Origin of the sequence: Maribacter litopenaei (assembly GCF_025244665.1) — a bacterium.
In the GTDB taxonomy this organism is placed as follows: Bacteria; Bacteroidota; Bacteroidia; order Flavobacteriales; family Flavobacteriaceae; genus Maribacter; species Maribacter litopenaei.
This window is the reverse complement of the sequence record NZ_CP104205.1, coordinates 3085895-3111562: the sequence shown is the minus strand read 5'-3', so window position 1 is coordinate 3111562 and position 25668 is coordinate 3085895. Positions and strand designations below refer to the sequence as shown.

Here is a 25668-nt window from a genome sequence, read left to right as displayed (position 1 = left end):
GACTATCAATTCGCATCTTAATATCGTAAAACCAATTAATTGCTAAACAAATGAAAAAGAATATAATACTGTTGTTGTTTTTGGTTGCGCTTCCATTCGTTTCTTGTGATGATGATGGTCCTTATGGGGATTATTTGGTTGCGCGGCCCATACTCGAGGATGCCATTTCCTTTAAGGCTGAAGCCATTGATATTATTGACCCGGTTCCCATACAGTCTTCGGGAAAAATTTATGCCTATAAGGATTTTATCTTTATCAATGATGTAGGTAGCGGATTTCATGTGATAGACAATAATGATCCTGTAAACCCTAAAAATATAGCTTTTATTAAGTTGGAGGGGAATAATGATATTTCCATAAAGGATGACAAGCTATTTGCCGATAGTTACGGTGATTTGGTCATTTTTGATATTTCAGACATTAACAATATAAGCTTAACGAGCCGTATGGTAAACGCCATTTACAAGAACTATGATGTCCGGGTGCAAAATGTTGAGTTTCCTCAGGCCGATATCTATGACTATGGGAATATTGATTATGATAGGTATGTAGTGGTTGGTTGGGAAGTAAATATGGAGCGGAGACCGGTATCCGAATATGAGGAGCAATATAGATGCGATAACTGTGAATTTTTTACAACTGACAACGCAATAAATACGGCACAGGAAAATGTAGGCCAAGGTGGTTCCATGGCTCGATTCAGAATCGTTGGGGATTATTTATATGTGGTCGATTACAGCGACCTTAATATTTTTGATATTTCAGATTTGGAAACTCCAGTAGCCATGGACGATGTATCCGTAGCTTGGGATATTGAGACTATTTTCGCCCAAGGTGAAGTATTATTTATTGGCGGAAGACAGGGAATGTATATTTATGACATAAAGGATCCTGCCAAACCGGAGTTTATTTCGGAATTTAGACATGGAACAGCCTGTGACCCTGTTGTGGTTGATGGCAGCTACGCCTATATCACCCTCCAAGGTGGCGGTTTTTGTGGGAATACTGAAAGCGGTCTTTATGTGGTGGATATATCCGATTTAAAAAATCCTGAATTAAAGGTCATTTATCCTATGTTCGGGCCCAATGGACTTGGTATTAAAGGGGACAAACTCTTCATTTGCGACGGTAGCGATGGCTTGAAAGTGTTCGATAAAAGCAATGCTCCTAATATTACTCCTTTGAACCATTTCCGGAATATCGAGGCCTATGATGTAATACCCTTGCAAAATAGTCTGTTGATGATAGGTAATGGTACCTTAAGACAGTATGAATATCTCGGAAAATGATATAAAATTAATAAGCACATTTGAGCTGAATTGAATATTCAGATAGAATTTATTCTTACTATAATAAACAATAAAACACCTTTAGAAGTAAGGGTGTTTTTTGTTTGTGAATGCTATATGTAGAAGCAAATTAAAAAAATCGACTACTTTTGTTGCTCATAAAAAACAGTGCATGGCCAAAAATCTAGTTATAGTTGAGTCCCCGGCAAAAGCAAAGACCATAGAAAAATTTTTAGGAAAAGATTTTAAGGTAGAGTCCAGTTTTGGACATATTGCGGATTTGCCCTCCAAGGAATTGGGAGTGGATGTGGAGAATGATTTTGCGCCAAAATATATTGTGGACAAAGAAAAAAAGGCCTTGGTCAAGAAGTTAAAGGATTTAGCGAACAAGGCTGAAACCATTTGGCTAGCGAGTGATGAGGACCGTGAGGGAGAGGCGATATCATGGCACTTGGCGGAAGAATTGGGACTTGATAAAAAGAAAACCAAAAGAATCGTTTTTAACTCGGTTACCAAGGCGGCCATACAAAGGGCCATCGAAAACCCGAGGGATATAAATTATAATTTGGTGAATGCCCAACAAGCTAGAAGGGTATTGGATCGTTTAGTTGGGTATGAGCTGTCACCTGTACTTTGGAAAAAGATAAAACCGGGCTTGTCCGCGGGTCGTGTACAATCGGTCGCCGTTAGACTTATTGTAGAAAGAGAGCGAGATATAGAGGCCTTTACAGCAGAGGCTTCGTTTAAAATTTCTGCAGAGTTCCGGACGGAATCGGGTAGCGTCTTCCAGGCAAAATTGGGAAAAGCCTTTGATTCTAAGGAAGAGGCGAATGCTTTCTTGAAACAAAATATTGGAGCCGAGTATTCCGTCGCCAAACTTGATAAGAAACCAGCCAAGAAATCCCCTTCGGCCCCTTTTACTACTTCAACATTGCAACAAGAGGCTTCAAGAAAGCTATATTTTTCGGTGGGTAGAACCATGCAAGTGGCACAAAGGTTATACGAAGCGGGACTCATAACCTATATGAGAACGGATAGTGTCAATCTCTCCGGTGAGGCTATAAACTCCGCCAAGGAAGCAATTGTAAAAAATTACGGAGAGAAATATAGTAAAGTTAGAAACTTTACAGGTAAATCAAAAGGTGCCCAAGAAGCGCATGAGGCTATCAGACCTACCGATATGTCAAACCAATCGCCTTCCCTGGAGCGTGATCAGGCTAAATTGTACGACCTTATTTGGAAAAGAACCGTTGCCTCCCAAATGAGCGATGCAGAGTTGGAACGTACCAATGTACGTATTCAAGCTGATAAACATTCGGAGGAATTTACTGCCAATGGGGAAGTAATAAAATTTGATGGCTTTCTTAAGGTATATCTTGAAGGTGTAGATGATGAGGATTTGGCAGAGGAACAAGATGGAATGTTGCCTTCTATGAAAGTGGAAGAGGTCCTATATAATAATTATATAACGGCTACGGAGAGGTTTACAAGACCTCCCTATAGATTTACGGAAGCTTCTTTGGTTAAAAAACTGGAGGAATTGGGTATAGGAAGGCCTTCTACCTATGCACCAACTATTTCTACCATCCTAAATAGAGGTTATGTAGAAAAGGGAACCATAGAGGGTACGGAAAGAAAATATTCCCAATTGGTTTTGGAGGCCGATAAAATAAAGGAAAAGAATCTTACTGAAAACGTGGGATCCGATAAGGGTAAAATGGTGCCTACTGACATTGGGACTATTGTAACCGATTTTTTGGTAAGTAATTTTGGAAATATCCTGGATTACAACTTTACGGCACAGGTAGAGGAGGATTTTGATGAAATTGCTACCGGGGAGGAGGATTGGAAAAAAATGATGAAAAACTTTTATAAGGATTTTCATCCCAATGTCCTTGATGTTGAAGAAAATGCCGATAGGGCAAGTGGTGAAAGGGTTCGGGAAAAGACCCCAAAACAGGTAGACAGGTTTCTGTACGTTTGGGTCGATTTGGGCCGATGGTTCAAATTGGAACGGTCGAGGAAGAGGAAAAACCACTATTTGCCAGTCTTTTACCCGATCAGTCCTTAAATACGATTACCTATGAAGAGGCCATGAATCTTTTTAAACTTCCAAGAAAATTAGGAGTTTATGAGGGTGAGGAGGTTGAGGCAAATGTAGGTAGGTTTGAATCCTATGTGCGTTTTGGTAAGACCTTTATTTCCCTTCCAAAAGATGAAAGTGCCATGGAAGTTGAGATGGAACGAGCCATTGAGCTTATCAAAGAGAAGCAAAAGGCCGATGCTCCTATTGCCAATTATGAAGGAGAAGATGTCACCAAAGGTGTAGGACGTTTTGGACCTTATATTAAATGGAACGGTGTGTTTATCAATGTCAATAAAAAGTATGACTTTGATAACTTGTCCAATGAAGATATTATAGAGCTTATTGAGGACAAAAAGCAAAAGGAACGGGAAAAGGTGGTTCAAAACTGGCCAGATCAGGGTATTCGAATTGAAAAGGCTAGATGGGGCCGACACAATATAATCAAGGGCAAGGTAAAGGTAGAATTGGCCAAAACGGTCGATGTTTCTAAAATGTCTTTGGAGGAAGCTTCCGAATTAATTGAAAAAAAGGCCCCTAAAAAAAAGACAAAAGCGAAACCTAAATCAAAAAAGTAGTATAATTTTGAAAGGGAGTTATGGAGAAATCCTCCTGAAATACCAAAATTAATACCTCAAAATCCATATGGCTTTTGATTTTTTAGTTCCCGTAGCAGATAAAGTACTTGCACATTGTGAGTTGTTGCCTGCTCAGGCGATAGGTAGAAACACCCATATACATACAGAAAAGGACGGTTTGCCTGTTTTGGCAAATGCTACGGTCGCCCTCTTTGGTGTCAAAGAGTCCGGAAACGCCTACGAGAAAAAACTGGAAACGTTGGATGTATCCGCCATCCGATTACAATTGTATAAATTGATGTTGGGGAACTGGGATACTACTATTGTGGATCTTGGTGATTTGGAAGAGGGTGAAACTGTTGACGACACCTACTTTGTAGTGAAGGAAGTTACCGCGGGGCTTTTAGAGGAAGGTATCATTCCAATCATTTTGGGTGCTACCCAGGACATTACTTATCCAGCATATCGCGCTTTTGACGGAATAAAGGACATGATCAATCTTGTCGCCGTAGACAGTCGTTTCGACTTTGGAATCGATGACGAACTCATATCTTCCCATTCTTACATGAGCAAAATCATCACTGACAAACCCAATAATCTTTTTAACTTTTCCAATATTGGCTATCAGAGCTATTTTAATGCCCAAGAGGAGGTAGACCTTATGGAACGGCTTTTTTTTGATTCCTATAGGCTAGGTGAAATCGCCAATGATCTTTCCTTGGCGGAGCCGGTACTTAGAAATGCCCATATGGTTAGCTTGGATTCTAGGGCCATAAAGGCCAGTGAGATTGGATTTTCCGGAAATTTTTCCCCGAACGGATTTACCGGTAGGGAGATTTGTGCCATTGCAAGATATGCAGGTATCAGTGAGCGCGTTATGGCCTTTGGCATTTTTGAAATGGAAAACAACATCCAATGTCAACAGCTATTGGCCCAGATAATATGGTATTTTATTGAGGGTATCAATTACCGAATCAAAGAGTCCCCTTATAATAAAACGGAAGACTTTACCAAGTACAATGTTCCCAACGAAGAAGAGGAACTGGTTTTCTACAAGAGTCTTTTGACCGAAAGATGGTGGGTAGAGGTGCCATCAATTTTTACTTCACATACTAAAGAAGGTACACCAGCGTTATTACCTTGCACAGAGCAGGATTATTTGGACGCATGTGACCAAAAAATTCCCGAAAGGTGGTTTAAGGCCTATAAAAAGGGCTTTAATTAATTGAAAAATTAGTAACGCATAAAATTATTAATACAATAATTTATTCAAAACATAGTTTTAAGAGTTAGAATAACATTATAGTATTTGCATTTTAACCATAATCGAAATTTAACCTAAAGTATGAAGAAGCTATTGTTATCATCTATAGCGTTTGTTTTTTTGCTCACGAGTTGTGGGTCAAAGGGTAAAGGAGAGCTAGTCGGCGTCCAGGGCAAAAAATGGTATCCGAGAAAAACCATATGGAATGGAACTTATCCCAAGGGGTTCTTTCATTATGGGTAAAAGTGAAGAAGACCAAGCCAAAGTTTTAAACGCACCAACCAAAACAGTTACGGTAAGATCGTTTTATATGGACGATACTGAAATTACGAACAGTGAATATCGTCAGTTCGTGGAATGGGTAAAGGATTCAATCACCAGAACCCGATTGGCCATTTTGGCGGACGAACTTGGTATTGAATCGTGAAGATGGAGGAATCGGTGAGTATGCCTTTAAGGATGCGGATACCACAAGAGCATCTGTTTATGACAAGTATATGTTGGACAATTACTCCGGCATGGGAGAAACAGGATATGAGGGAAGGGCTTTAAATAAAGATGAAGATCTTATTTGGGACACTTCAGAGTATCCAGATGAGTATTATGCCGAGGTTATGGATTCCCTATATATTCCGGAGGAGGAATCATATAACGGTCAAAGAAGTATAGACGTTACAAAATTAAAGTACAAGTATAGCTGGATGGATATTGAAGCTGCAGCACGTGCCGCCAAAAAAGGCAAGGGTAGCAGAAAGGACTTTATTCGTCATGAAGAGTTGGAAATTTATCCTGATACGACAGTATGGATTAGGGATTTCGAGTACTCTTACAACGAGCCTATGCACAATGATTATTTACGGCACGATGCCTACAGTGATTATCCTGTAGTAGGTATTTCCTGGCAACAAGCAAAAGCTTTTTGTAACTGGAGAACCAAGTTTAAGAACGATGACCAAAAAAGTCGTGGAAAACAGTTTGTCAACCAATTTAGGTTACCAACAGAGGCAGAATGGGAATATGCTGCCCGGGGTGGAATCGAAGGTGGGACATATCCATGGGGTGCACCATATGTCATAAGTGATACTGGTTGTTTCATGGCGAACTTTAAGCCACAAAGAGGTGATTATGCGGCTGACGCGGCTTTATATACCGTAGAGGCAAAATCATATGAGCCCAATGATTTTAACCTGTACAACATGGCAGGTAATGTGGCAGAGTGGATCAATTCTAGTTATGATCCAAGCGCCTACGATTATGTATCTACAATGAACCCAAATGGTGGTGATCAATCTAATACAAGAAAAGTAATACGAGGCGGTTCCTGGAAAGACGTTGCCTACTTCTTACAAGTAAGTACAAGGGACTACGAATATGCAGATTCTGCACGTAGTTATATAGGCTTCAGAACAGTTCAGGATTACATGGGCGAGGAAGATTCAACACAGTAAACAAGTAAACTATTCATATCAAATCAATTAAAATTAGTAACCAAATCTTTAGTATTAAACCTTAAATTAAAATTAAATCATGGCACAGTCAAAATCAACAAAAAAACTATTCAACATGGCCTACGGGCTTGGAGCATCGGTCGTAATTATAGGTGCATTATTTAAAATTCTTCACTGGGAGTTCGGATCTTTAACAGGTGGTCTTTTATTGGCTATCGGTCTTATCACAGAAGCCTTAATATTTGCTATTAGTGCATTTGAACCTGTAGACGACGAATTGGATTGGTCTTTGGTATACCCGAATTAGCTGGTGGAGAATCCAAAGGAAGGAAAAACGAACTAGCTGAAGTTAAGGAAGCAGAAACTTCTTTGTCCAAAAAATTGGATGACTTGTTAAAAGAAGCTGGTGTAGATGCCAACCTTATGGAAAGCTTAGGTTCTAGTATCAGGAACTTTGAAGGTGCCGCTAAAGGTATCGCTCCAACAGTTGATGCAATGGAATCTACCAAGAAGTATTCTGAGGAAATGGTACAAGCTGCCGCTCAAATGGAATCTTTGAACAGTCTTTATAAAGTACAATTGGAAAGTGCAAGCAGACAAGCTTCCGTTAATGAGGAAGTTGTACAAAATGCTAGCGCACTTAAAGAGCAAATGGCCTCTCTATCTACAAACCTTTCTTCTTTGAATGGTGTTTATGGTGGAATGTTGTCTGCAATGAACAGAAACTAAATTGGATTTTAATAAAACCAAACCAAATCAGTATTAATTAAAATCTAATTAAAAAACCATGGCAGGAGGAAAACAAACACCACGTCAGAAGATGATCAACCTTATGTATTTGATCTTCATCGCAATGCTGGCGTTAAATATGAGTAAAGAGGTGCTAGCGGCATTCGGTATTATGAATGAAAAGCTAGAGACTTCTAACGAAAAGACTACAGCAAGTAACGAAGCGTTCTTGGGTAGTCTAGAAACTAAGGCATCGGAAGATGCAGCTAAATATGAAAAGCTGTACGAAAATGCCCGGAAAATTAAATCGATGTCCCAAGAGTACTTTGATTATTTGGAGTCTCTTAAGGATGGTATGACAGAAGGATTGGAAGATCCAAAGGATTATGCCCGTATGGATAATTCAGATTATTTGGATCAGAAATTCTTTCAAGGTGATAATCTATCAGAAGGTGGTCAAGAATTTATGAAAAGACTTACTGACTATAGAGATCAGGTTGCTACTATCGTTCCCTCTTCACTAAAACAATCCGTTATCGATCGCTTTAAAACAGGTGATGAAAATGGAAAGGTTGAAAAAAGAGATGGTACAAAGCAAGATTGGATCAACTATCACTATGAAGGATATCCTTTAGTAGCTTCTTTGGCAAAGTTAACTTCTTTACAAGCTGACGTAAAAGCTACAGAGGAAGCTGCATTAAAGTCTATGTTGGAGGGAGAGTTGACAAGTCAAGTTTCTTTAAAGAATTTTGCTACTTCACTTTCTGCTTCTAAATCAGCATATTATGCTGGAGAAAAGTATGATGGTAAAATCATCATCAGTAAAACTGATAATACTTCTACTCCTGTAAGAGCTGAATTGACCTTGGACGGTAGAAAACTATCTGAAGGTTCTGATTATAAATTGGAAGCCGGTGGTGTTAAAATGTTGATCGGTGCCGGTAATGCCGGTGATCACAAAGTAGAAGGAAATATTTACTTTATGCAGGATGGTGAGGAAATCGAGGTGCCTGTAAGTAACTCATTTGCTACAATCTCCAAGCCCAACGCTGCTTTGATTGCTGCTGATAAAATGAATGTAGTATATCGTGGAGTTGCGAACCCAATGTCTATCTCCATCCCTGGTATTCCAAATAACAAAGTAAGTGCATCCGCACCTGGACTTAAGTCTATAGGTGGTAGCAACTATGTTATGAATCCTGGTACGGGTAGAACGGTTACTATATCCGCTTCGGTACATTGCCTGATGGACAAACGGTTTCTTCTAGGTCTGAGTTTAGAATTAAGGATATACCAAGACCGGAAGGTACTATTAGCAAGCAAGCAGGTAGTCTTAAATTGCCAAGAGCCAATGTAGAAATAGCTACGATTGGAGCCATGCTGGATGATTTTGATTTTGACTTGAATCTTGCTGTTAGCGGATTTAAATTCAAAGTTCCTGGTCAACCAACGGTTAGTGTTAACGGTAATAAGTTGGATTCCAAAGCTAAAGCTGCCCTTAAACGTGCAGGTAGAGGTGATATTGTACAAATATTCGATATTGAAGCATATATCACAAACAATAAAAGTTACAAGTTGAAAAAGGTATCTCCAGTAGTAATAGAGATAACTAATTAATACAAGTAGAATACTACCGGGTAACCTTAAAATTGGTTGCCCGGTTAATTTTAAAGTTTTAAAATAATGAATTGGAAAAATGTTTTAGTAATGGGTGCGGTAACTTTGTTACCAGCTTCCATGATGGCCCAAGCCAATATTCTGAACGCCAAAAAACCGGAAGAAATAGGTGTGCGTACGGAACAGCAAAAAGCTGTGGACAATGACGCTCCCTTAGAATATGGTTATGTGGATGACAGGGACATTCTTTGGTCCAAGACGCTTTGGGAAACTATTGACCTGGATGAAAGAGTAAACTTCCCATTATATTATCCAACAGATACTATGGACATAGGAAAGGACAGAAGGTCCCTGTACCATGTATTGATAAAAAATCTTAGGGAAGGGAAACTGGAAGCTTATGTAGATTCCTACTTCACTGAGAAAAGAACCTATAATGATCTTTCTGGTGCACTGCAGTCAGTAGACACATTGGATTATGGTTACGAACAAATGAATGCCGGCGAGCAGGTTTCTGCAGAATACATTACCCGCAGAGATATAACCGCCGCTGAAATTGAGGAGTACCATATAAAAGGAATGTGGTATTTTGACAAAAGACAAGGAGAGTTAAAATATCGCTTGTTGGGGATTGCTCCGGTTGCTCCGGACGTAAACTTCATCGATGATGAAAATCCGAGATATGGTTGAACTATTCCGGGTATGGTATCCTGATGCTCGCGAAATTTTGCACGAGGCCAAGGTATTTAATCAGCAAAATTCTGCCCAACCAATCTCCTATGATATGTTATTGAATGCAAGAAGGTTCAATGCCGTTATCTATAAGGAAGATAATGTTCATGGAGACCGTGAAGTAAATGATTACATTGCGGATAATGCCCTATTCCAATTGTTGGAAGCTAAACGCATCAAAGAAGCGATTAGGGACAGGGAACAAGATATGTGGGCTTACTAGCCAAAAAAAATTCCAATTCAATAATATAAGCTCCGATAATCTATCGGAGCTTTTTTTGTTTATTCTATTTTTGCCAAATGGTGGATTATATTATTGTGGGTTTAGGTTTGGCTGGAACGGCCTTTTGTGAAACACTAAGGCAAAATCAAAAGAGTTTTTTTGTGATAAGTGACCAATCCCAAACTTCTTCCATAGTGGCCGCTGGGCTATCTAATCCCGTAATATTAAAACGGTTTAGTCTTGCTTGGAAGGCCGACGAACTACTGCCACTTTCCCAAAATTTTTATCCGGATCTGGAGCGCCAACTCAAAATCAAGTTAGTGGAGGATCAGCCCATATTACGCAAGTTCAGCTCTATAGAAGAACAAAATATGTGGTTTGAAGCTTCCGACAAGGAAGTGCTGAAACAATTTTTATCTCCGCAATTGGTGCGCAATACAAACGAGTCTCTATTAGCTCCATTTGATTTTGGAAAGTTAATGGGTGCGTATAGATTAAGAACGGAGTCATTCCTGATCAATTACCAAGAAAAGATACTTTCGCGAGATAAATTCTTATCGGACACCTTTGATTATTCTCATTTAAATGTAATGGGCGAATGTATAGAGTACAACGGAATCAGGGCTAAGAATCTTGTTTTTGCCGAAGGCTTTGGAATAAAGAAAAATCCATTCTTTAAATATCTACCGGTACAGGGTTCAAAGGGGGAGTATTTGGTAATAAAATCTACTGAATTAAGGGAGCAAAATGCAATCAAGGCCTCCATTTTTGTCATACCCATTGAGACAAATCTTTATTTGGTCGGAGCTAATTATAATTCCGTAGATAAGGATAATATACCTTCGGGGGAAACTAAGCAGGAATTGCTTAAAAAATTGGAAAAGATGATCAACTGTCCATATCAAGTGGTAGGGCACGTTGCGGGTGTAAGACCTACGGTAAAGGATAGAAGGCCTTTACTAGGAACCCATCCAACCCAAAAAAGGCTTCATATTTTAAATGGCTTTGGTTCCCACGGTGTAATGATTGCACCATGGGCGGCAAAGGAATTGTTCTATAATATAGAGCAGGGGACATTAATGAACGATGAAGTTAACATTGATAGGTTTCAGCATTTGGCCTAAATTAATCATTAGCAGTTGCATTTATGAATCTGTTTTCAAGGGATAGGAACTTCTGTTAAAATCCTATCGCGTTATTATCCTTTTTTTTGACCTTTGCAAATTCCAAAAGGGAATCAATGATGCAAACAAATCCATTGATTTCTTAGGGTATTAAACAAAGAAAGAATGCTGAACATTCATAATTTATCCGTTTCATTTGGCGGGGAATATTTATTTGAGGAAATATCTTTTCGGTTGAACGCCGGTAACAGGGTAGGTCTTGTTGGAAAGAATGGTGCTGGAAAATCCACATTGCTAAAGTTGTTGGCCAAGGATATGCCAATAGATTCGGTACTATTGCTATTGAGAAGGACATTAAGATCGGTTTTCTTCGTCAGGATATAGATTTTGAATTGGGTAGAACCGTTTTGGAAGAGGCTTATCAAGCCTTTGAAGAGATAAAAGTTCTAGAGACAAAGATGGATGAAATCAATCATCAATTAGCAGAAAGAACGGATTATGAAAGTGATGGCTATAATCAGCTCATAATTGATTTGAGCGACGTGACCTCACACTATGAAATATTGGGCGGTTATAACTATCAAGGTGAGACCGAAAAAATTTTACAGGGTTTAGGCTTTAAAAGAGAAGACTTTGATAAAAAGACCGAAACCTTTTCCGGTGGTTGGCGCATGCGTATAGAATTGGCCAAACTATTATTGCAAAGTAATGATGTACTCCTGCTGGATGAGCCTACCAACCATTTGGATATCGAATCCATCATTTGGTTCGAACAATTTTTGAACAATTATACCGGAGCGATAATGATTGTTTCTCATGACAAAATGTTTTTGGATAACGTGACCAATAGAACCATAGAGATATCATTGGGTAGGATCTATGATTACAACAAACCTTATTCTAAGTACCTAGTATTAAGGGACGAGATTCGTCAACAGCAGTTAAGTGCGCAAAAAAACCAAGATCGTGAGATTCAACAAGCAGAGCGATTGATTGAAAAGTTCAGGGCTAAATCCACCAAAGCATCCATGGCTCAATCACTAATTAAAAAGCTCGATAAGATTGAACGGATTGAAGTTGACGAGGATGATAACAGTGTTATGAGCCTTCGATTCCCAGTTTCCGTTACCCCAGGAAAGGTGGTCGTGGAAATGGAAAACCTTTCTAAATCCTATGGGAACAAGGAAGTTTTGAATAATATCAATTTGTTGGTGGAGCGTGATAGTAAAACAGCCTTTGTAGGACAGAACGGGCAAGGGAAATCCACTCGGCAAAAATCATCGTTGGAGAATTGGAACATGGTGGCCATATAAAATTGGGGCATAATGTTCAAATTGGCTATTTTGCCCAAAACCAAGCGGAATATTTAGATGGTGATAAGACCATTCCGGATACTATGATAGACGCAGCCAACGAATCTAACCGAAGTAAGGTACGGGATATTTTGGGGTCATTCCTATTCAGGGGAGATGATGTGGAAAAATTTGTAAAAGTGTTATCCGGAGGCGAGCGTAATCGTTTGGCCTTGGCCAAAATGCTTTTGCAGCCCTTTAATGTTTTGGTGATGGATGAGCCTACCAACCATTTGGACATAAAATCCAAAAATGTACTTAAGCAAGCATGTTTGAACTTTGAGGGAACACTTATCCTAGTTTCCCATGATAGGGACTTTCTTCAAGGTCTAACGAATAAAGTCTATGAATTCAAGGACAGAAAAATAAAGGAATATTTAGGGGACATTGATTTTTATCTCGGAACAGCGCAAAGTCAATGATTTTAGAAGTATAGAAAAGAGGGAAGAGAAAAAGGAGGAGAAACCTGTTGAAAAGAAGAATACCACTTTTGAGGACCAAAAGCAACTAAAGAGTCTAAAGAACCAGCTTAGCGGAATAGAAAGCAAGATATCCACACTAGAAAGGGAAATAAAAAAAATAGATCATGATTTATTAATGAATTATGATGCCACGATTGCCAAGCCAAACTTTTTTGATGAGTATCAATCTAAAAAGGCACGATTGGAAAAGCATATGGAAAAATGGGAAGCCCTTACCTTGGAAATTGAGAGTATCAGATAAAAACAGACATACAGTATTTACTCTTTCACAACAGTTTCAGGCATTTTCACAACATAGAAGCTCCCTTAAACGATAATTTTTGCTCGTTCATCGTTATTGTAAGAAATTTGTAAGATAATTCTTAATACACTAAACGGTAACCATCTTCTTAGTATATGAAAAAGCTCTACATAGTTCTTTCAGCGTTTATGCTAATATCAAGCCTTGGCATGGCTAAAGTTTCCAAAATGGAAAGAAAGGCATTGATTGGACTCTACAATAGTACGAACGGTGCACATTGGATCAGAAAGTGGGATTTGAAAAAACCCGTTTCTGAATGGTATGGGGTTAAGGTTGTCGACGATAAAGTTGTAGAAATCAATCTTTTTCAAAACAACTTAATGGGGCCGCTACCGATAGGGATGTCTAAATTGGAAAATCTAAAGGTTTTGAATTTGGCGTTTAATTTAATTACCGGGGAATTGCCGGAAGATTTGGCCCATTTAACAAGCCTAAAAGTCCTCAAGTTGGAGATGAACAGATTAAAGGGAACTCTGCCGGATAACATAGGGGGACTTTCAAATTTAGAGGAACTTACTGCCTTCAATAATTTTTTGTCCGGAAGTATTCCTGAAAGCATTGGGGAAATAAGAAATCTAAAAGTCTTAAATCTTTCCAGTAACTCATTAAATGGTACTATTCCGGATACTCTTGGACAATTGGCGCAGTTGGAAACTCTAGGTCTTTTTGAAAATACTTTGGAAGGGGCTATCCCCGGTGAAATAGGTCATTTGACCAAATTGAAGGAATTGATCCTTGCGAACAATAGTCTTAATGGTGAAATTCCGAAAGAATTCGACCAATTGGCCAGTCTTCAAATCTTTCAAATACAGAACAACAATTTTTCTTCCTTTAAGAATCTAGAAAAACTTAAAACAAGAGAGTATTTGGTATTCGATTACGATGGATTTGACAAAAAATACGAGTTTAAGGAACTCAAGCTTGATAGGACTAGAATGGCCGATACAAAATATGAAGACATAGAAAATTAAGAGTAGTTTACACTTTTAGTTAGTTTGGTGAAAAAAGAGGTGTTGGTAGCACCTCTTTTTTGTTTTATGAACTATCCAATATTCAACTCTGCGACCAGTTTGCACATTACCTACACAAAAGTTTTATGAAATTTTTAACCTCTCCTTGATCATAGACGGGAAGCGATTTTTTGTAGTTTCGCCCTTTGAAAGTGTTCGATTGCACTCTAATCCATTGATAGTTATTAAGTTGAAATTTTAAAGTCTGCTTAGATTGATGTTTTAGAGCCAATTGGATTTTGCTTGGATCCTTAGCGAAAAGTTAAATTTTGATTCAAGTCGTTTCACAATTCAATTTGGACGTTTCACTTACATTACAGAAGTGTTGGAGATATACAGGACTATATTTGTAGTCGTTTTAAAAATCAATAGTTAAAACCAAAACCAAAATGCGAAAAATCATCTTTACCGGACTAGGTATCGTATTAATACTAGCCTCATTTTTCTTGGCCAAAATGATAATTGACAATAAGAAAGTCTTTAAGCCAAGGGCACAAAAGGTTGTAAAGACCGTTTTTACGGAGGTAGTTGAAAACAAAACCATTCCAATTGTGGTTACGGCGAATGGAAACCTTAGGGCTAAACAACGGGTTGAACTTTATGCTGAGGTCCAAGGGGTATTTAGAAGAGGAAATAAATTGTTCAAGGAGGGACAGGCCTATAGACAGGGCGAGACCATTATTAGTATAGATGCAGAGGAATATGCGGCGAGTGTACAATCTGCGAAGAGCAACCTCTATAATGAGTTGACTTCTATTATGCCGATTTAAGGTTGGACTATCCGAGACTTCTATCCTAAATGGCAGGACTACTTAAATGGTTTTGACCTTTCCAAAAGTACGCCCAAGTTACCGGAAATGAACTCTGAAAGCGAGCGTTTCTTTATTACTGGTAGAGGAATTCTTTCAAGCTATTACAATGTCAAGAATCCGGAACAACGACTTTCAAAATATCGCATTGTTGCTCCTTTCACTGGGGTGCTCACAGAAGCACTTGTGACGGAAGGTACTTTGGTGAGGGCCGGTCAGAAATTGGGTGAATTCATTAATCCGGGTGTTTATGAATTGGAGGTTTCCGTTAGTAAGTCCTTTACGGATTTGTTAAAAGTAGGGGAATCTGTTGGATTATCCAGTTTGGATGGTGATGACACGTATACAGGAAAAGTTACAAGGATAAATGGGAGGGTAGATCAAGCCTCACAGACTATCAAAGCCTACATTGAAGTGGACAACGACAAGTTAAGGGAAGGCATGTACCTTGAAGCTAACTTGGACGCCAAAAAAGAGGAGAACGCTATAGAAATAGACAGAAGCTTATTGTTGGAGGGCGATAAAATATTTGTGGTAAGGGATTCCGTTTTGGACCTTATCGATGTTCAGCCTGTTTATTTTTCAGAAAAAAGTGTGGTGTTGAAGGATGTTCCTGATGGAATGACAATTATGTCCAAACCATTGATTGGGGCATATACGGGTATGACCGTAAAGATATACGAAGACCAATCAGATAATTCCAAAGGATAATGCGAAAAATTATTGAATATTTTATTAGGTACCATGTTGCGGTCAATGTGGTAGTGATTTCCTTCGCCCTTTTCGGAATAGTAGGGGCAAAATCACTTAAATCCTCCTTCTTTCCGTTAACCGATTCTAAAAATATATCCGTAACCATTACCTATCCTGGTGCCTCACCACAAGAGGTTGAGGAAGGTATTGTACTTAAGATAGAGGATAATTTAAAGGGATTGGAGGGTGTTGATCGTGTGACCTCTACCTCAAGGGAGAACAGTGGGAGTATTAATATTGAAATAGAAAAGGGTAGGGATATAGACTTCATGTTGCTTGAGGTGAAAAATGCCGTTGACAGGGTTCCGACTTTTCCTACAGGCATGGAACCACTTGTGGTTTCCAAATTGGAAGCGGTGCGTCAAACAATTTCCTTTGCCATAAGCGGCGAAAATATTCCTTTAGCTACTTTAAAAAATGTAGGTAGGCAGATTGAGAATGATCTGCGAGCCATTCCAGGTATTTCCCAAATTGAAATTTCCGGATTTCCAGCGGAGGAAATAGAGATTGCCGTAAATGAAAATAGTCTTTTAGCCTATGGAATCTCCTTTCAGGAGGTTGCTACAGCCGTTGGAAACGCCAACATTTTAGTTACTGGGGGGAATATTAAGACAGATGCCGAGGAGTATTTGATTAGGGCAAACAACAGGTCTTATTACGGCGATGAACTTTCCAATTTGATTGTACGCGCAGATCCTTCGGGTAGTACAGTGCGTTTGAAGGATGTAGCGGATATAAGGGATAGGTTTGCCGAAAACCCTAACGCGACTTATTTTGACGGGAATTTATCAGTAAATACTTCTATTACGAGTACCAATACGGAAGACCTTATCCAATCCGCAAACGATGTAAAGGCTTACGTAGAGGAATTTAATCAAAAATACAGCAATGTAAAGTTGGACATTGTTTCAGATCAGTCTGAAACATTAGTTCAAAGGACACAGTTGTTGACAGAGAATGCCATCATGGGGATGATATTGGTATTGATATTCCTGTCGCTCTTCCTCAACACAAGACTTGCTTTCCGGGTAGCTTTTGGTTTGCCAGTGGCATTTTTGGGAATGTTCGTGTTCGCAGGATTTTTTGATGTGACCATAAATGTATTGTCCCTGTTCGGTATGATTATCGTTATCGGTATTTTGGTGGATGATGGTATCGTTATTGCCGAAAACATTTATCAGCATTATGAAAAGGGGAAATCGCCCGTACAGGCCGCTGTGGATGGCACCATGGAAGTATTGCCTCCTATTATTTCGGCTATTATAACGACCATTTTAGCCTTCTCCATCTTTTTATTTTTAGATAGTAGAATAGGTGAATTTTTTGGGGAAGTCTCGGTAATAGTTATACTGACTTTGGTTGTTTCTTTGGTGGAAGCTTTAATTATTTTGCCAGCGCATTTGGCACATTCAAAGGCGTTACAGCCTTTGGACAATAAGCCAAAAAAAGGCATGGCCAGTGCTTTTGCAAAACTTAGGGTTATCAATGATTTTGGAGATCGATTGATGATGTGGATGAGGGACAAATTGTACAGCCCATCTTTACGATTTGCCATGAAATATAAAATGCTCACATTTAGCTTTTTTGCCATGGCATTGGTTTTGACATTCGGTGCTCTTGGAGGTGGTATCATCAGAACCGCTTTCTTTCCGAGAATCGCAAGTGATAGGGTGAATATAGAATTGCAAATGCCGAACGGTACCAATGAAAAGATTACGGATTCCATTATCAGCCTTATTGAAGAAAAGGCAGAAATAGTAAATCAGGAACTAACGGATAAATACTTGCCGAATTCGGACAAAATGATGTTCGAAAATATGATTCGAAGAATTGATCCAGGATCGTCAACGGCTCAGTTGAATATAAACCTTTTACCAGGTGAGGAACGTCCAGATGAGGTGGTGGCAGACATTGTAACCCGAAGAATTGAAGAATTGGTGGGGCCTGTTATTGGTGTAGAAAGCCTGATTTATGGTTCAGGGGGGAATTTTGGTGGTTCCCCGGTTTCTGTTTCTTTATTGGGGAACAATATTGAGGAACTCAAGGCGGCCAAAAATGAATTGAAAGGCATATTACAGAACAATACCCGACTAAAGGATATTTCTGATAATGATCCGGCCGGTATAAAGGAAATCAGGTTACAATTAAAGGAAAATGCCTATTTATTGGGATTGGATTTGAGAACGGTCATGAACCAAGTCAGGGCTGGATTCTTTGGAGTGCAGGCGCAGCGTTTTCAAAGGTCACAAGATGAGATTAGGGTATGGGTAAGATATGATAGAGAAGATAGGTCGTCTATTACCAACTTGGATGAAATGCGAATTGTTACGCCAACAGGAGATCGTGTGCCTTTAAATGAAATTGCTGAGTACTCTATCGAGAGAGGGGACGTAGCCATAAATAGGTTGGAGGGTAGAAGGGAAATTCAGGTTTCTGCCGATATGAAGGATATCAAGGATAGTCCAACAGAAGTCATGGCCGAAATCCAAAATGTTATCATGCCTGAAATTACGTCCAAATATCCCACAGTAGCGGCCTCATATGAAGGACAAAATAGGGAATTGGGCAAACTAACGGGCTCTCTAAAAGTTGTGGGCTTATCAGTATTACTGCTCATTTATATCACGATTGCCTTTACCTTTAGGAGTTTCAGTCAACCCTTAATGCTATTATTATTGGTTCCCTTTAGCTTTACCGCTGTCGCATGGGGGCATTGGATTCATGATTTCCCCATTAACGTTCTTTCTGTCTTGGGTATTATTGCGTTGATAGGAATTATGGTTAATGATGGACTCGTGCTTATTGGAAAATTCAATGGCAACCTACGTGAGGGAATGACCTTTGATGCGGCCATTTATGAGGCAGGTAGGTCTAGATTTAGGGCTATTTTTCTAACTTCCGTAACCACCATTGCTGGTTTGGCCCCGTTAATGGCAGAAGCAAGTAGGCAAGCCCAGTTTTTGAAGCCTATGGCTATTTCAATTGCCTACGGTATTGCCATAGCAACAATACTTACACTTCTAATGTTACCATTATTTTTGTCCTTTGGTAATAATCTAAAATCTAAAAATAGAATGTTGTCATCCGGACATAAGATTACCAAGGAAGAGGTAGAAAGAGCTATCCTCGAGCAAAGGGAAAAGGAACATCTTGAGGGACTGGGTAATCATGACCATAATGGAAATATACTGGAGGAAAAACCACATCATAAAGAATTAGAAGAAACCTTATAATGACAAAATTCAGCTTAACAATTTTCTTAGTACTGTCTTCCTTTTTAGCTGTTGCACAAGAAAATTTACTATCCAAAGAAGAAGCGATTGCTAAAGCTTTGGAAAATAATTTTGGAATCATCATAGCAACCAATAATATGGAGATTGCAGAAAACAATAAGAGTATCCTAAACTCGGGTTATCTCCCTACGCTTACAGGAACTGCTGGAGGGTCTTATGACAAGAATAATCAAGAAGCTACTTTTCAGGATGGTTCTGTTAGAGCTATTGATGGTGCCGAGTCTACACGTTACAATGCCTCACTAGGGCTCAACTACACTCTATTTGATGGTCTTGGTAGATTTTATGATTTCAAAAGACTTAAGGAAGAGTACAATCTTAGTGAATTACAGGCGAGGGAAACTATTGAGACCACTATGATTCAAATGTTCACGGTCTATTTCGAGGTAGCAAGATTAACGGAGAATATAAACGTGCTAGAAGAAACTTTTTCAAATACTAAAAATCGTCTGCAGCGTGCCGAATATAGTTTTGAATTTGGGAGAACCAATAAATTGGACGTTTTGAATGCTGAAGTGGACTTGGTTAACGATAGTATAAATCTTATGAATGAAAGGCAATCACTCAGAAATACAAAACGGGACTTAAACTTACTTTTGAATCGAGAACTTGTTACCTCTTTTGAAGTAGATACCGTTGTTTCGTTTACAGACCCTATTAGGTTGGAAGAGTTTTTAAATAGAGGGATTGAAAACAATGTTCGTATCCAACAAATGGAAAGGAACATTAGAATCAATGATCTCACACTTAAATCGAGTACGTCTGTTTTTTTACCTACTATCGGGCTGACAGGATCCTATGGTTGGAATGAAGGTAACTTTCCAGCGACTAACTTCTTGGCTTCCAGCGTATCTACAGGTATTTCAGCAGGTGTTAACTTGACTTGGAACTTGTTTAATGGAGGAGGCAATATTACCCAAATCAAAAATGCTCGATTGTTGTTGGATAATCAAGAAATTACCCAGGAACAAACTAGGCTAGAGGTACGTCGTGATATTGAAAACGCAAGGGAAACCTATGGAAACAGATTGGAAATATTAAAGTTGCAAGAACAGAATGTTGTTACGGCTAAAAATAATTTTGAACGATCCAATGAGCAGTATAAATTAGGGCAAATTGCGTCGGTTGAATTGCGGCAAGCACAAATCAATTTATTAAATGCCCAAACCAACAAGAATTTAGCAAAGTACGATGCCAAGTTAGCGGAACTACAATTACTTCAGCTAACAGGGCAATTAATGAATGTTGAATTATAACAGGCACAGGCCAATTTATAAAGTATAGTACCATGTACAAGGATAAAACGGACAAGGAACTTTTGGAGGTGTTGGATCAAAATTCTCAATTAACATTTGAGTCCCAACTTATTTTAAAGGAGGAGATTAAGGAGAGAGGTATCATTGCCGATACTTCAGAATTGGATGCCGCTATCAAGGATAAAATATCCCGCATCAAAAACTTTGAATATTTGAAGGATTTTGGTTTCAAGGCGGAGACCACGGATAATAAGTTTTTGATTACTAGAACCATGAATGCCACTTTAACGGATGTATTCGCCTTTATTTTAGGTTTGGTTATATTCTTTGTGGGCGTAAATGGGGTGGTAAACTTGGTAATGACATTTATTAATGGAGATGAAGTAGATGTATTTACCCTTGCCGTAAAATTTGCCATGGCGGGTTTAATTTTCGTGGGAATCCGTTTTTTTAGTGGATTAAAACGTTTATTTGACTATACGGGTTTTGAATTGGCCCGAACTGGTGAGGATATTACTTTAAAAAAACGCTTTGACATTAAATTGGAGGAGATTAAGGCCAAGGCTTCGGACTTGTTCTTGGACAGGGAAGAGGATGAATTGGAGCTGAAACTAGGTAATGAGGTTATATTCACTTCTAATGCTGAAAACTTAGTGCAGAGAATGACCTTGGAGGAGTTGACAAAAAGACTCAAGGGAAATTAATCTTGCAGCATCATGTACGAACACTTTTTTCAATGTCCTTATTGCTGGGAAGAGGTGTCAATGCTCATGGATCCTTCGATTGTTCGCCAAACGTATATAGAGGATTGCGAGGTATGTTGTAATCCCATTGAAGTAACCCCGGAATTTCAAAATAGTGAGTTGGTTGGTTTCGAAGCTAGGGAAATTGGTCAATAACTAATCCATTTCTTCAATCTTACCTCCAAACACTTTGTCCTTTTTAATATTTTTGGGATTTCCGTAGATATAGATGGATCCGCCAGCCTTTACTTTGGCAATTACTTCATCGGATGCCTTAACGTCTGCCCTCCCACCGGCCATTACTGTGACGGTTGTTTCATTAGTGCTTAAATCCTTGCAATAGGCTTTTCCACCAGTGTTGACCGATATATCTTGTTTTTTACTGGTTCCGGTCAATGTTATCTCGCTACCGGATACGGAACGGACATATACATCTTCCAAGGCAACTTTTAGATCTATGACGCCTCCTTCTTGACCTTTTATTTCTACTTTATCGCCCTTAAAGGTTTCTTCAGAAACAATTTTTGCATTTTCGTTCACATCCAAAAGCGTTAGATCTTCCGTGTAATAGAGTGTTCCTTTGGCCTCGTCACCATCCATAAAATTGCCAAACTCCATTTTAATCTTTAGAAGTCCATTTTTATTGGAAATTTCCACTTCGTCACGGTCATCTCCAGTGATGACCAATTTGTTTTCATTGCTCTTTACCAAAGAAACTACAATGCGGTCATAGACTTTAAGTTCCGTAAATTTTTCAAAGGTTTTGGTATTGGCCTTTTGTCCAAAACTTAAAAATCCAAATAATAAAAGTGAAGCTGAGGTATACCAAATTTTCATGCCAATGTATTCTTTAAGTGATTGTTAACGAGGGGGAAATTACTATAATTTACGCAAAATTTATAGTAATAATGTCGACTAATGGAAATATCTACTCCATGCTCTTTTTAAAGGCAGTGGGGGAGACTCCCTTTATTGCCTTGAATTTCTTGTTGAAGTTTGATTGTGAATGAAAACCACATGCCTCTGCAACTTCCGCTACGGAAATGGTATTCGATTGCAATAGCTGTTGGCAGGCATGTGCTATCCTGTATTCGATCAGGAAATCCATAAAACTTTTGTTGGTATGTTTTTTAAAGAACCTACAAAAAGAGTTCTTGGTCATGTAGCTTAAAGAAGCCACTTCCTCCAAGGGTATAGGCCTCTGAAAATTTTTAATGACCAAGTCAAAGATACGTTGTAGTCTTTCACCCTCGTCCAAACTGCGAACCTTATTGGGAGCTAGAACAGAGAGGTTTTCAGAAGGAATTTCACATAACTTGTTAAGTAGATTCAACAAACCTAAAAAGCGTTCGAACCTATTGCTATTTTCCATGTCCTTAATATAAAACCCAAGTTGGTCCTGATTTTCTAGGACTTTAAATCCGTTTTGAGCCTTATCAAAGAATCCGCTTACTGGTTTTAATTCCAATAAATGGAAGAAATTTTCACCAAAGGATTCCTTTGTGAAAAACAAGGTGTACATTTTGGAATTGATGTGACCAATGTCCTCGCTTTTGAACAGATGAGGTAGATTACTCCCGATAACAAATAGGTCGTGGGAATGATACTGGTGGATACCATCCATTAATACAAGTTTACCTGCACCCCGTTCTATATAGCTTATCTGTATTTCCTCATGTTGGTGAAGCTTATCATAAAATCGTATTTCCTCGTCGATTTGAAACACCAAATTTTCGGACGGAGATTTGGGAATAATAAACGGTAATACCTTCATACTATTAAATTAGTTCAAATTATTCACAAAATGGAAACTTCAACCAACAATAAGGGTAATATAGTATTTAAATAGGATAAAATCCAATTAGGGCTTCATGTTATTGCTACGTAATTTTAAGCAAACAAAATTATCTAGATATGGCACTTTCATGGAGCGGGGTTATGCCCGCGGTTACAACAAAATTTACAAATGACGGATCTTTAGATTTGAAAATGTTTCAGGTCAATATTGAGGCACAAGTGGCTGCAGGAGTCAATGGAATAATATTGGGAGGTACCTTAGGTGAGGCAAGTACACTGACAGGTTCTGAAAAGGAGACCTTGTTGAAAAAGACTGTTGAAATCGTGAATGGAAAAGTTCCGGTTATTTTGAACATTGCGGAACAGACTACCCAAGGAGCCAAGGATGCCGTAAAGGCTGCCGAGAAGAACGGTGCAATGGGTCTTATGATGTTGCCCCCAATGCGATATAAGGCCAATGATTTTGAGACGGTAACCTATTTTCAGGAGGTGGCAAGAAGCACGGATTTGCCCATAATGATTTATAATAATCCGATTGATTATGGAATTATGGTCACTTTGGATATGTTCGAAACCTTGTTGGAGGAAAAAAATATAACAGCTGTTAAAGAAAGTACCCGGGACATTTCCAACGTCACCCGTATAAAGAATCGATTTGGAGACCGACTTAAAGTGCTGACCGGTGTAGATACCTTAGGTCTTGAAAGCTTGCTGATGGGAGCGGAAGGCTGGGTCGCAGGTCCGGTATGCGCCTTCCCTGCTGAAACGGTTGCCATATATAAACTGGCGAAGGCCGGAAGGATCAAAGAGGCCTTGGAAATCTATAGGTGGTTTCTGCCACTATTGGAATTGGACATTAATCCACAATTGGTGCAAAACATTAAATTGGCCGAGGTTGCAACCGGCATCGGTACCGAAAATGTTAGGGCGCCAAGACTTCCTTTACAAGGCGCGGAGCGCGAAAGAGTACTGAAAATTATCGAAATCGGGATGGCGAACAGACCCCAATTGCCGGATTATTTGCACTTGGAAGAAGCAATGGCGTAAATATAAAGACGATGGTAATACGAATCGATAAGCGAATTTTGATCTTAGTTTTTGGGATACTTTTATATGCAAGTCCCATGCATGCCCAAAAGGAAGCTTTGGAAAAAATTATCGAGGAAGTGGAGTCGTTTCAATTGTACGATCGAAATGAATTTCCCTTAGGCCGATACCTTCCCGAAGTTTACAAGAAGGATGCGGATTTCGCTGCTAAACAGTTGAAGAAACTGGAATCGGTTGAAACTAAAAATCTTTCCGAAACGGAAAAGATTTCCTTGGAATTATTACAATTCACTATCCAAAATAGGGTGGACGAGTATAATTTCGGACTGTATCTTAACCCAATCCAAGCGGATCAAGGTTTTCACCTGAGCCTAAATTACCGAATAAGACCCCTTCGCAATTATGAAAGCGCTAAGAACTATTTAAATGTTTTAAATGATATGCCACGTTTTGCAGAGGAGCATTTCCAAATATTACGAATGGCTCTAGAAAAAAAAGTTTCGCAACCCAAGGTGATTTTTGAGGGGTATGAATCTACCTATAATCAGCATATCACTGAAAAGGTTGTGGACAATGCATTTTACGGTCCCTTTTTGGACTTGCCTTCATCGCTTACACAAGTGCAAAAAGATTCCGTACTTAGTGCTGCCAAAGTCGCCATAGAAGCATCGGTCGTTCCAACCTTCAAAAAAATAAAGGACTTTTTTGAATCGGAATACCTGCCAGGTACTCGAAATTCATTTGGGATTTCCGATACTCCTGGGGGAGACGAACTCTATCAGAATAGGGTAAACTATTACACCACAACTAATACCTATACGGCCGAGGATGTTCACCAAATTGGACTCAAGGAGGTTGCTAGGATACGGTCTGAAATGGAAGAGATTATCAAGTCCGTCCGTTTCAAGGGAAGTTTTGCCGACTTTTTGGAGTTTCTCCGCACCGACCCCCAGTTTTATGTGACCGATGGAGAGGAGTTATTAAAAGAGGCCCGAAACATTGCAAAGCAAATCGATGCGCAGTTACCGGCCTACTTTTCCACCTTGCCCGGAAAACCATATGGTGTCAAAAAAGTACCCGATGCCTTGGCACCAAAATATACCGGTGGGCGATATTCCGGTTCTCGGAGTCCCACCGAACCCGGATATTATTTGGTGAATACCTATAAATTGGACAGTAGGCCTTTATACGTGCTGCCATCCTTGACCCTTCACGAGGCAGTTCCGGGACATCATTTGCAAGGGAGTCTTAACCAAGAAATGTCTGATAGTATACCCCAATTTAGAAGGAATATGTATCTCTCCGCATTTGGGGAAGGATGGGCCTTGTATGCTGAGTTTTTGGGCAATGAAATGGGCATGTACAAAACACCTTATGAAAAATTTGGAAAGCTTACCTATGAAATGTGGCGTGCAGCCCGTTTGGTGGTGGATACGGGCATTCATGCCAAAGGATGGACAAAGCAACAGGTATTGGATTTTATGAAGGACAATACCGCGCTTTCGCTCCATGAAATCAATACGGAAACGGATCGATATATTGCATGGCCTGGACAGGCCTTATCCTATAAGATGGGTGAGCTAAAGATACGGGAGTTGAGAACCAAGGCGGAGACTGAACTTGATCCCGACTTTAACATTCGTGAGTTTCACGAGGTAATATTAGGTCAGGGTACGGTGACATTGCCCATTTTGGAAAGAAGAGTGAATAAATACATTAGTAGTAAAAGGAATTGATT

At 39.2% G+C, this 25668-nt stretch carries 12 protein-coding genes and 7 pseudogenes; 17 read left to right on the top strand and 2 right to left on the bottom strand.

Annotated elements, in window-relative coordinates:
* Positions 1 to 50: 50 nt before the first annotated feature.
* From NYZ99_RS16850 to NYZ99_RS16780, 15 genes and pseudogenes are all read left to right on the top strand, one after another.
* Positions 51 to 1289, top strand: coding sequence for an LVIVD repeat-containing protein (locus NYZ99_RS16850; protein WP_260572406.1), 1239 nt, complete (start codon positions 51 to 53; stop codon positions 1287 to 1289).
* A 172-nt stretch (positions 1290 to 1461) separates the two neighbouring features.
* A pseudogene (gene topA, locus NYZ99_RS16845) lies at positions 1462 to 3950 on the top strand (type I DNA topoisomerase).
* A gap of 67 nt (positions 3951 to 4017) precedes the next feature.
* Complete coding sequence (locus NYZ99_RS16840; RefSeq protein WP_260572405.1) at positions 4018 to 5175, top strand: formimidoylglutamase; 1158 nt, start codon at positions 4018 to 4020, stop codon at positions 5173 to 5175.
* A gap of 120 nt (positions 5176 to 5295) precedes the next feature.
* Positions 5296 to 6662 (top strand): annotated as a pseudogene (gene porK / locus NYZ99_RS16835) (T9SS ring complex lipoprotein PorK/GldK).
* Positions 6663 to 6741: 79 nt separating this feature from the next.
* Positions 6742 to 7391, top strand: a pseudogene (gene porL, locus NYZ99_RS16830) (type IX secretion system motor protein PorL/GldL).
* Positions 7392 to 7449: 58 nt separating this feature from the next.
* Positions 7450 to 9008: pseudogene (porM, locus tag NYZ99_RS16825) on the top strand (type IX secretion system motor protein PorM/GldM).
* A gap of 66 nt (positions 9009 to 9074) precedes the next feature.
* Positions 9075 to 9963, top strand: a pseudogene (gene porN / locus NYZ99_RS16820) (type IX secretion system ring subunit PorN/GldN).
* A 77-nt stretch (positions 9964 to 10040) separates the two neighbouring features.
* Complete coding sequence (locus NYZ99_RS16815; RefSeq protein ID WP_260572404.1) at positions 10041 to 11087, top strand: NAD(P)/FAD-dependent oxidoreductase; 1047 nt, start codon at positions 10041 to 10043, stop codon at positions 11085 to 11087.
* A gap of 165 nt (positions 11088 to 11252) precedes the next feature.
* Positions 11253 to 13162, top strand: a pseudogene (locus NYZ99_RS16810) (ABC-F family ATP-binding cassette domain-containing protein).
* 227 nt (positions 13163 to 13389) lie between these two features.
* Positions 13390 to 14193: a hypothetical protein gene (locus NYZ99_RS16805; RefSeq protein WP_260572403.1), complete on the top strand. Its 804-nt coding sequence runs from the start codon at positions 13390 to 13392 to the stop codon at positions 14191 to 14193.
* Positions 14194 to 14621: 428 nt separating this feature from the next.
* A pseudogene (locus NYZ99_RS16800) lies at positions 14622 to 15752 on the top strand (efflux RND transporter periplasmic adaptor subunit).
* The gene (locus NYZ99_RS16795) at positions 15752 to 19027 is read left to right on the top strand and encodes an efflux RND transporter permease subunit (protein WP_260572402.1); all 3276 of its coding nucleotides are present in this window, start codon (positions 15752 to 15754) and stop codon (positions 19025 to 19027) included. Before NYZ99_RS16800 ends, NYZ99_RS16795 begins: the two are co-directional and overlap by 1 nt.
* Complete coding sequence (locus NYZ99_RS16790) at positions 19027 to 20343, top strand: TolC family protein (RefSeq protein ID WP_260572401.1); 1317 nt, start codon at positions 19027 to 19029, stop codon at positions 20341 to 20343. The genes NYZ99_RS16795 and NYZ99_RS16790 overlap by 1 nt, the downstream gene beginning before the upstream one ends.
* 32 nt (positions 20344 to 20375) lie before the next feature.
* A complete protein-coding gene (locus NYZ99_RS16785; protein WP_260572400.1) occupies positions 20376 to 21047 on the top strand; it encodes a hypothetical protein in 672 nt (223 codons plus the stop codon).
* 12 nt (positions 21048 to 21059) lie between these two features.
* Positions 21060 to 21242, top strand: a complete 183-nt coding sequence (locus NYZ99_RS16780) for a CPXCG motif-containing cysteine-rich protein (protein WP_260572399.1) — start codon at positions 21060 to 21062, stop codon at positions 21240 to 21242.
* Here NYZ99_RS16780 and NYZ99_RS16775 read toward each other — a convergent pair whose 3' ends face one another.
* Together NYZ99_RS16775 and NYZ99_RS16770 are read right to left on the bottom strand one after the other, a co-directional pair.
* A complete protein-coding gene (locus NYZ99_RS16775) occupies positions 21243 to 21923 on the bottom strand; it encodes a head GIN domain-containing protein (protein WP_260572398.1) in 681 nt (226 codons plus the stop codon).
* Positions 21924 to 22014: 91 nt separating this feature from the next.
* Positions 22015 to 22860 (bottom strand): helix-turn-helix transcriptional regulator, encoded by an 846-nt coding sequence (locus NYZ99_RS16770; RefSeq protein WP_260572397.1) that lies wholly within the window; start codon positions 22858 to 22860, stop codon positions 22015 to 22017.
* A 140-nt stretch (positions 22861 to 23000) separates the two neighbouring features.
* On the opposite strand from NYZ99_RS16770, the gene NYZ99_RS16765 reads away from it, so the two are divergent.
* Together NYZ99_RS16765 and NYZ99_RS16760 are read left to right on the top strand one after the other, a co-directional pair.
* Positions 23001 to 23930, top strand: a complete 930-nt coding sequence (locus NYZ99_RS16765; protein WP_260572396.1) for a dihydrodipicolinate synthase family protein — start codon at positions 23001 to 23003, stop codon at positions 23928 to 23930.
* Positions 23931 to 23941: 11 nt separating this feature from the next.
* Positions 23942 to 25666 (top strand): DUF885 domain-containing protein, encoded by a 1725-nt coding sequence (locus tag NYZ99_RS16760; RefSeq protein WP_420845140.1) that lies wholly within the window; start codon positions 23942 to 23944, stop codon positions 25664 to 25666.
* Positions 25667 to 25668: the final 2 nt, after the last annotated feature.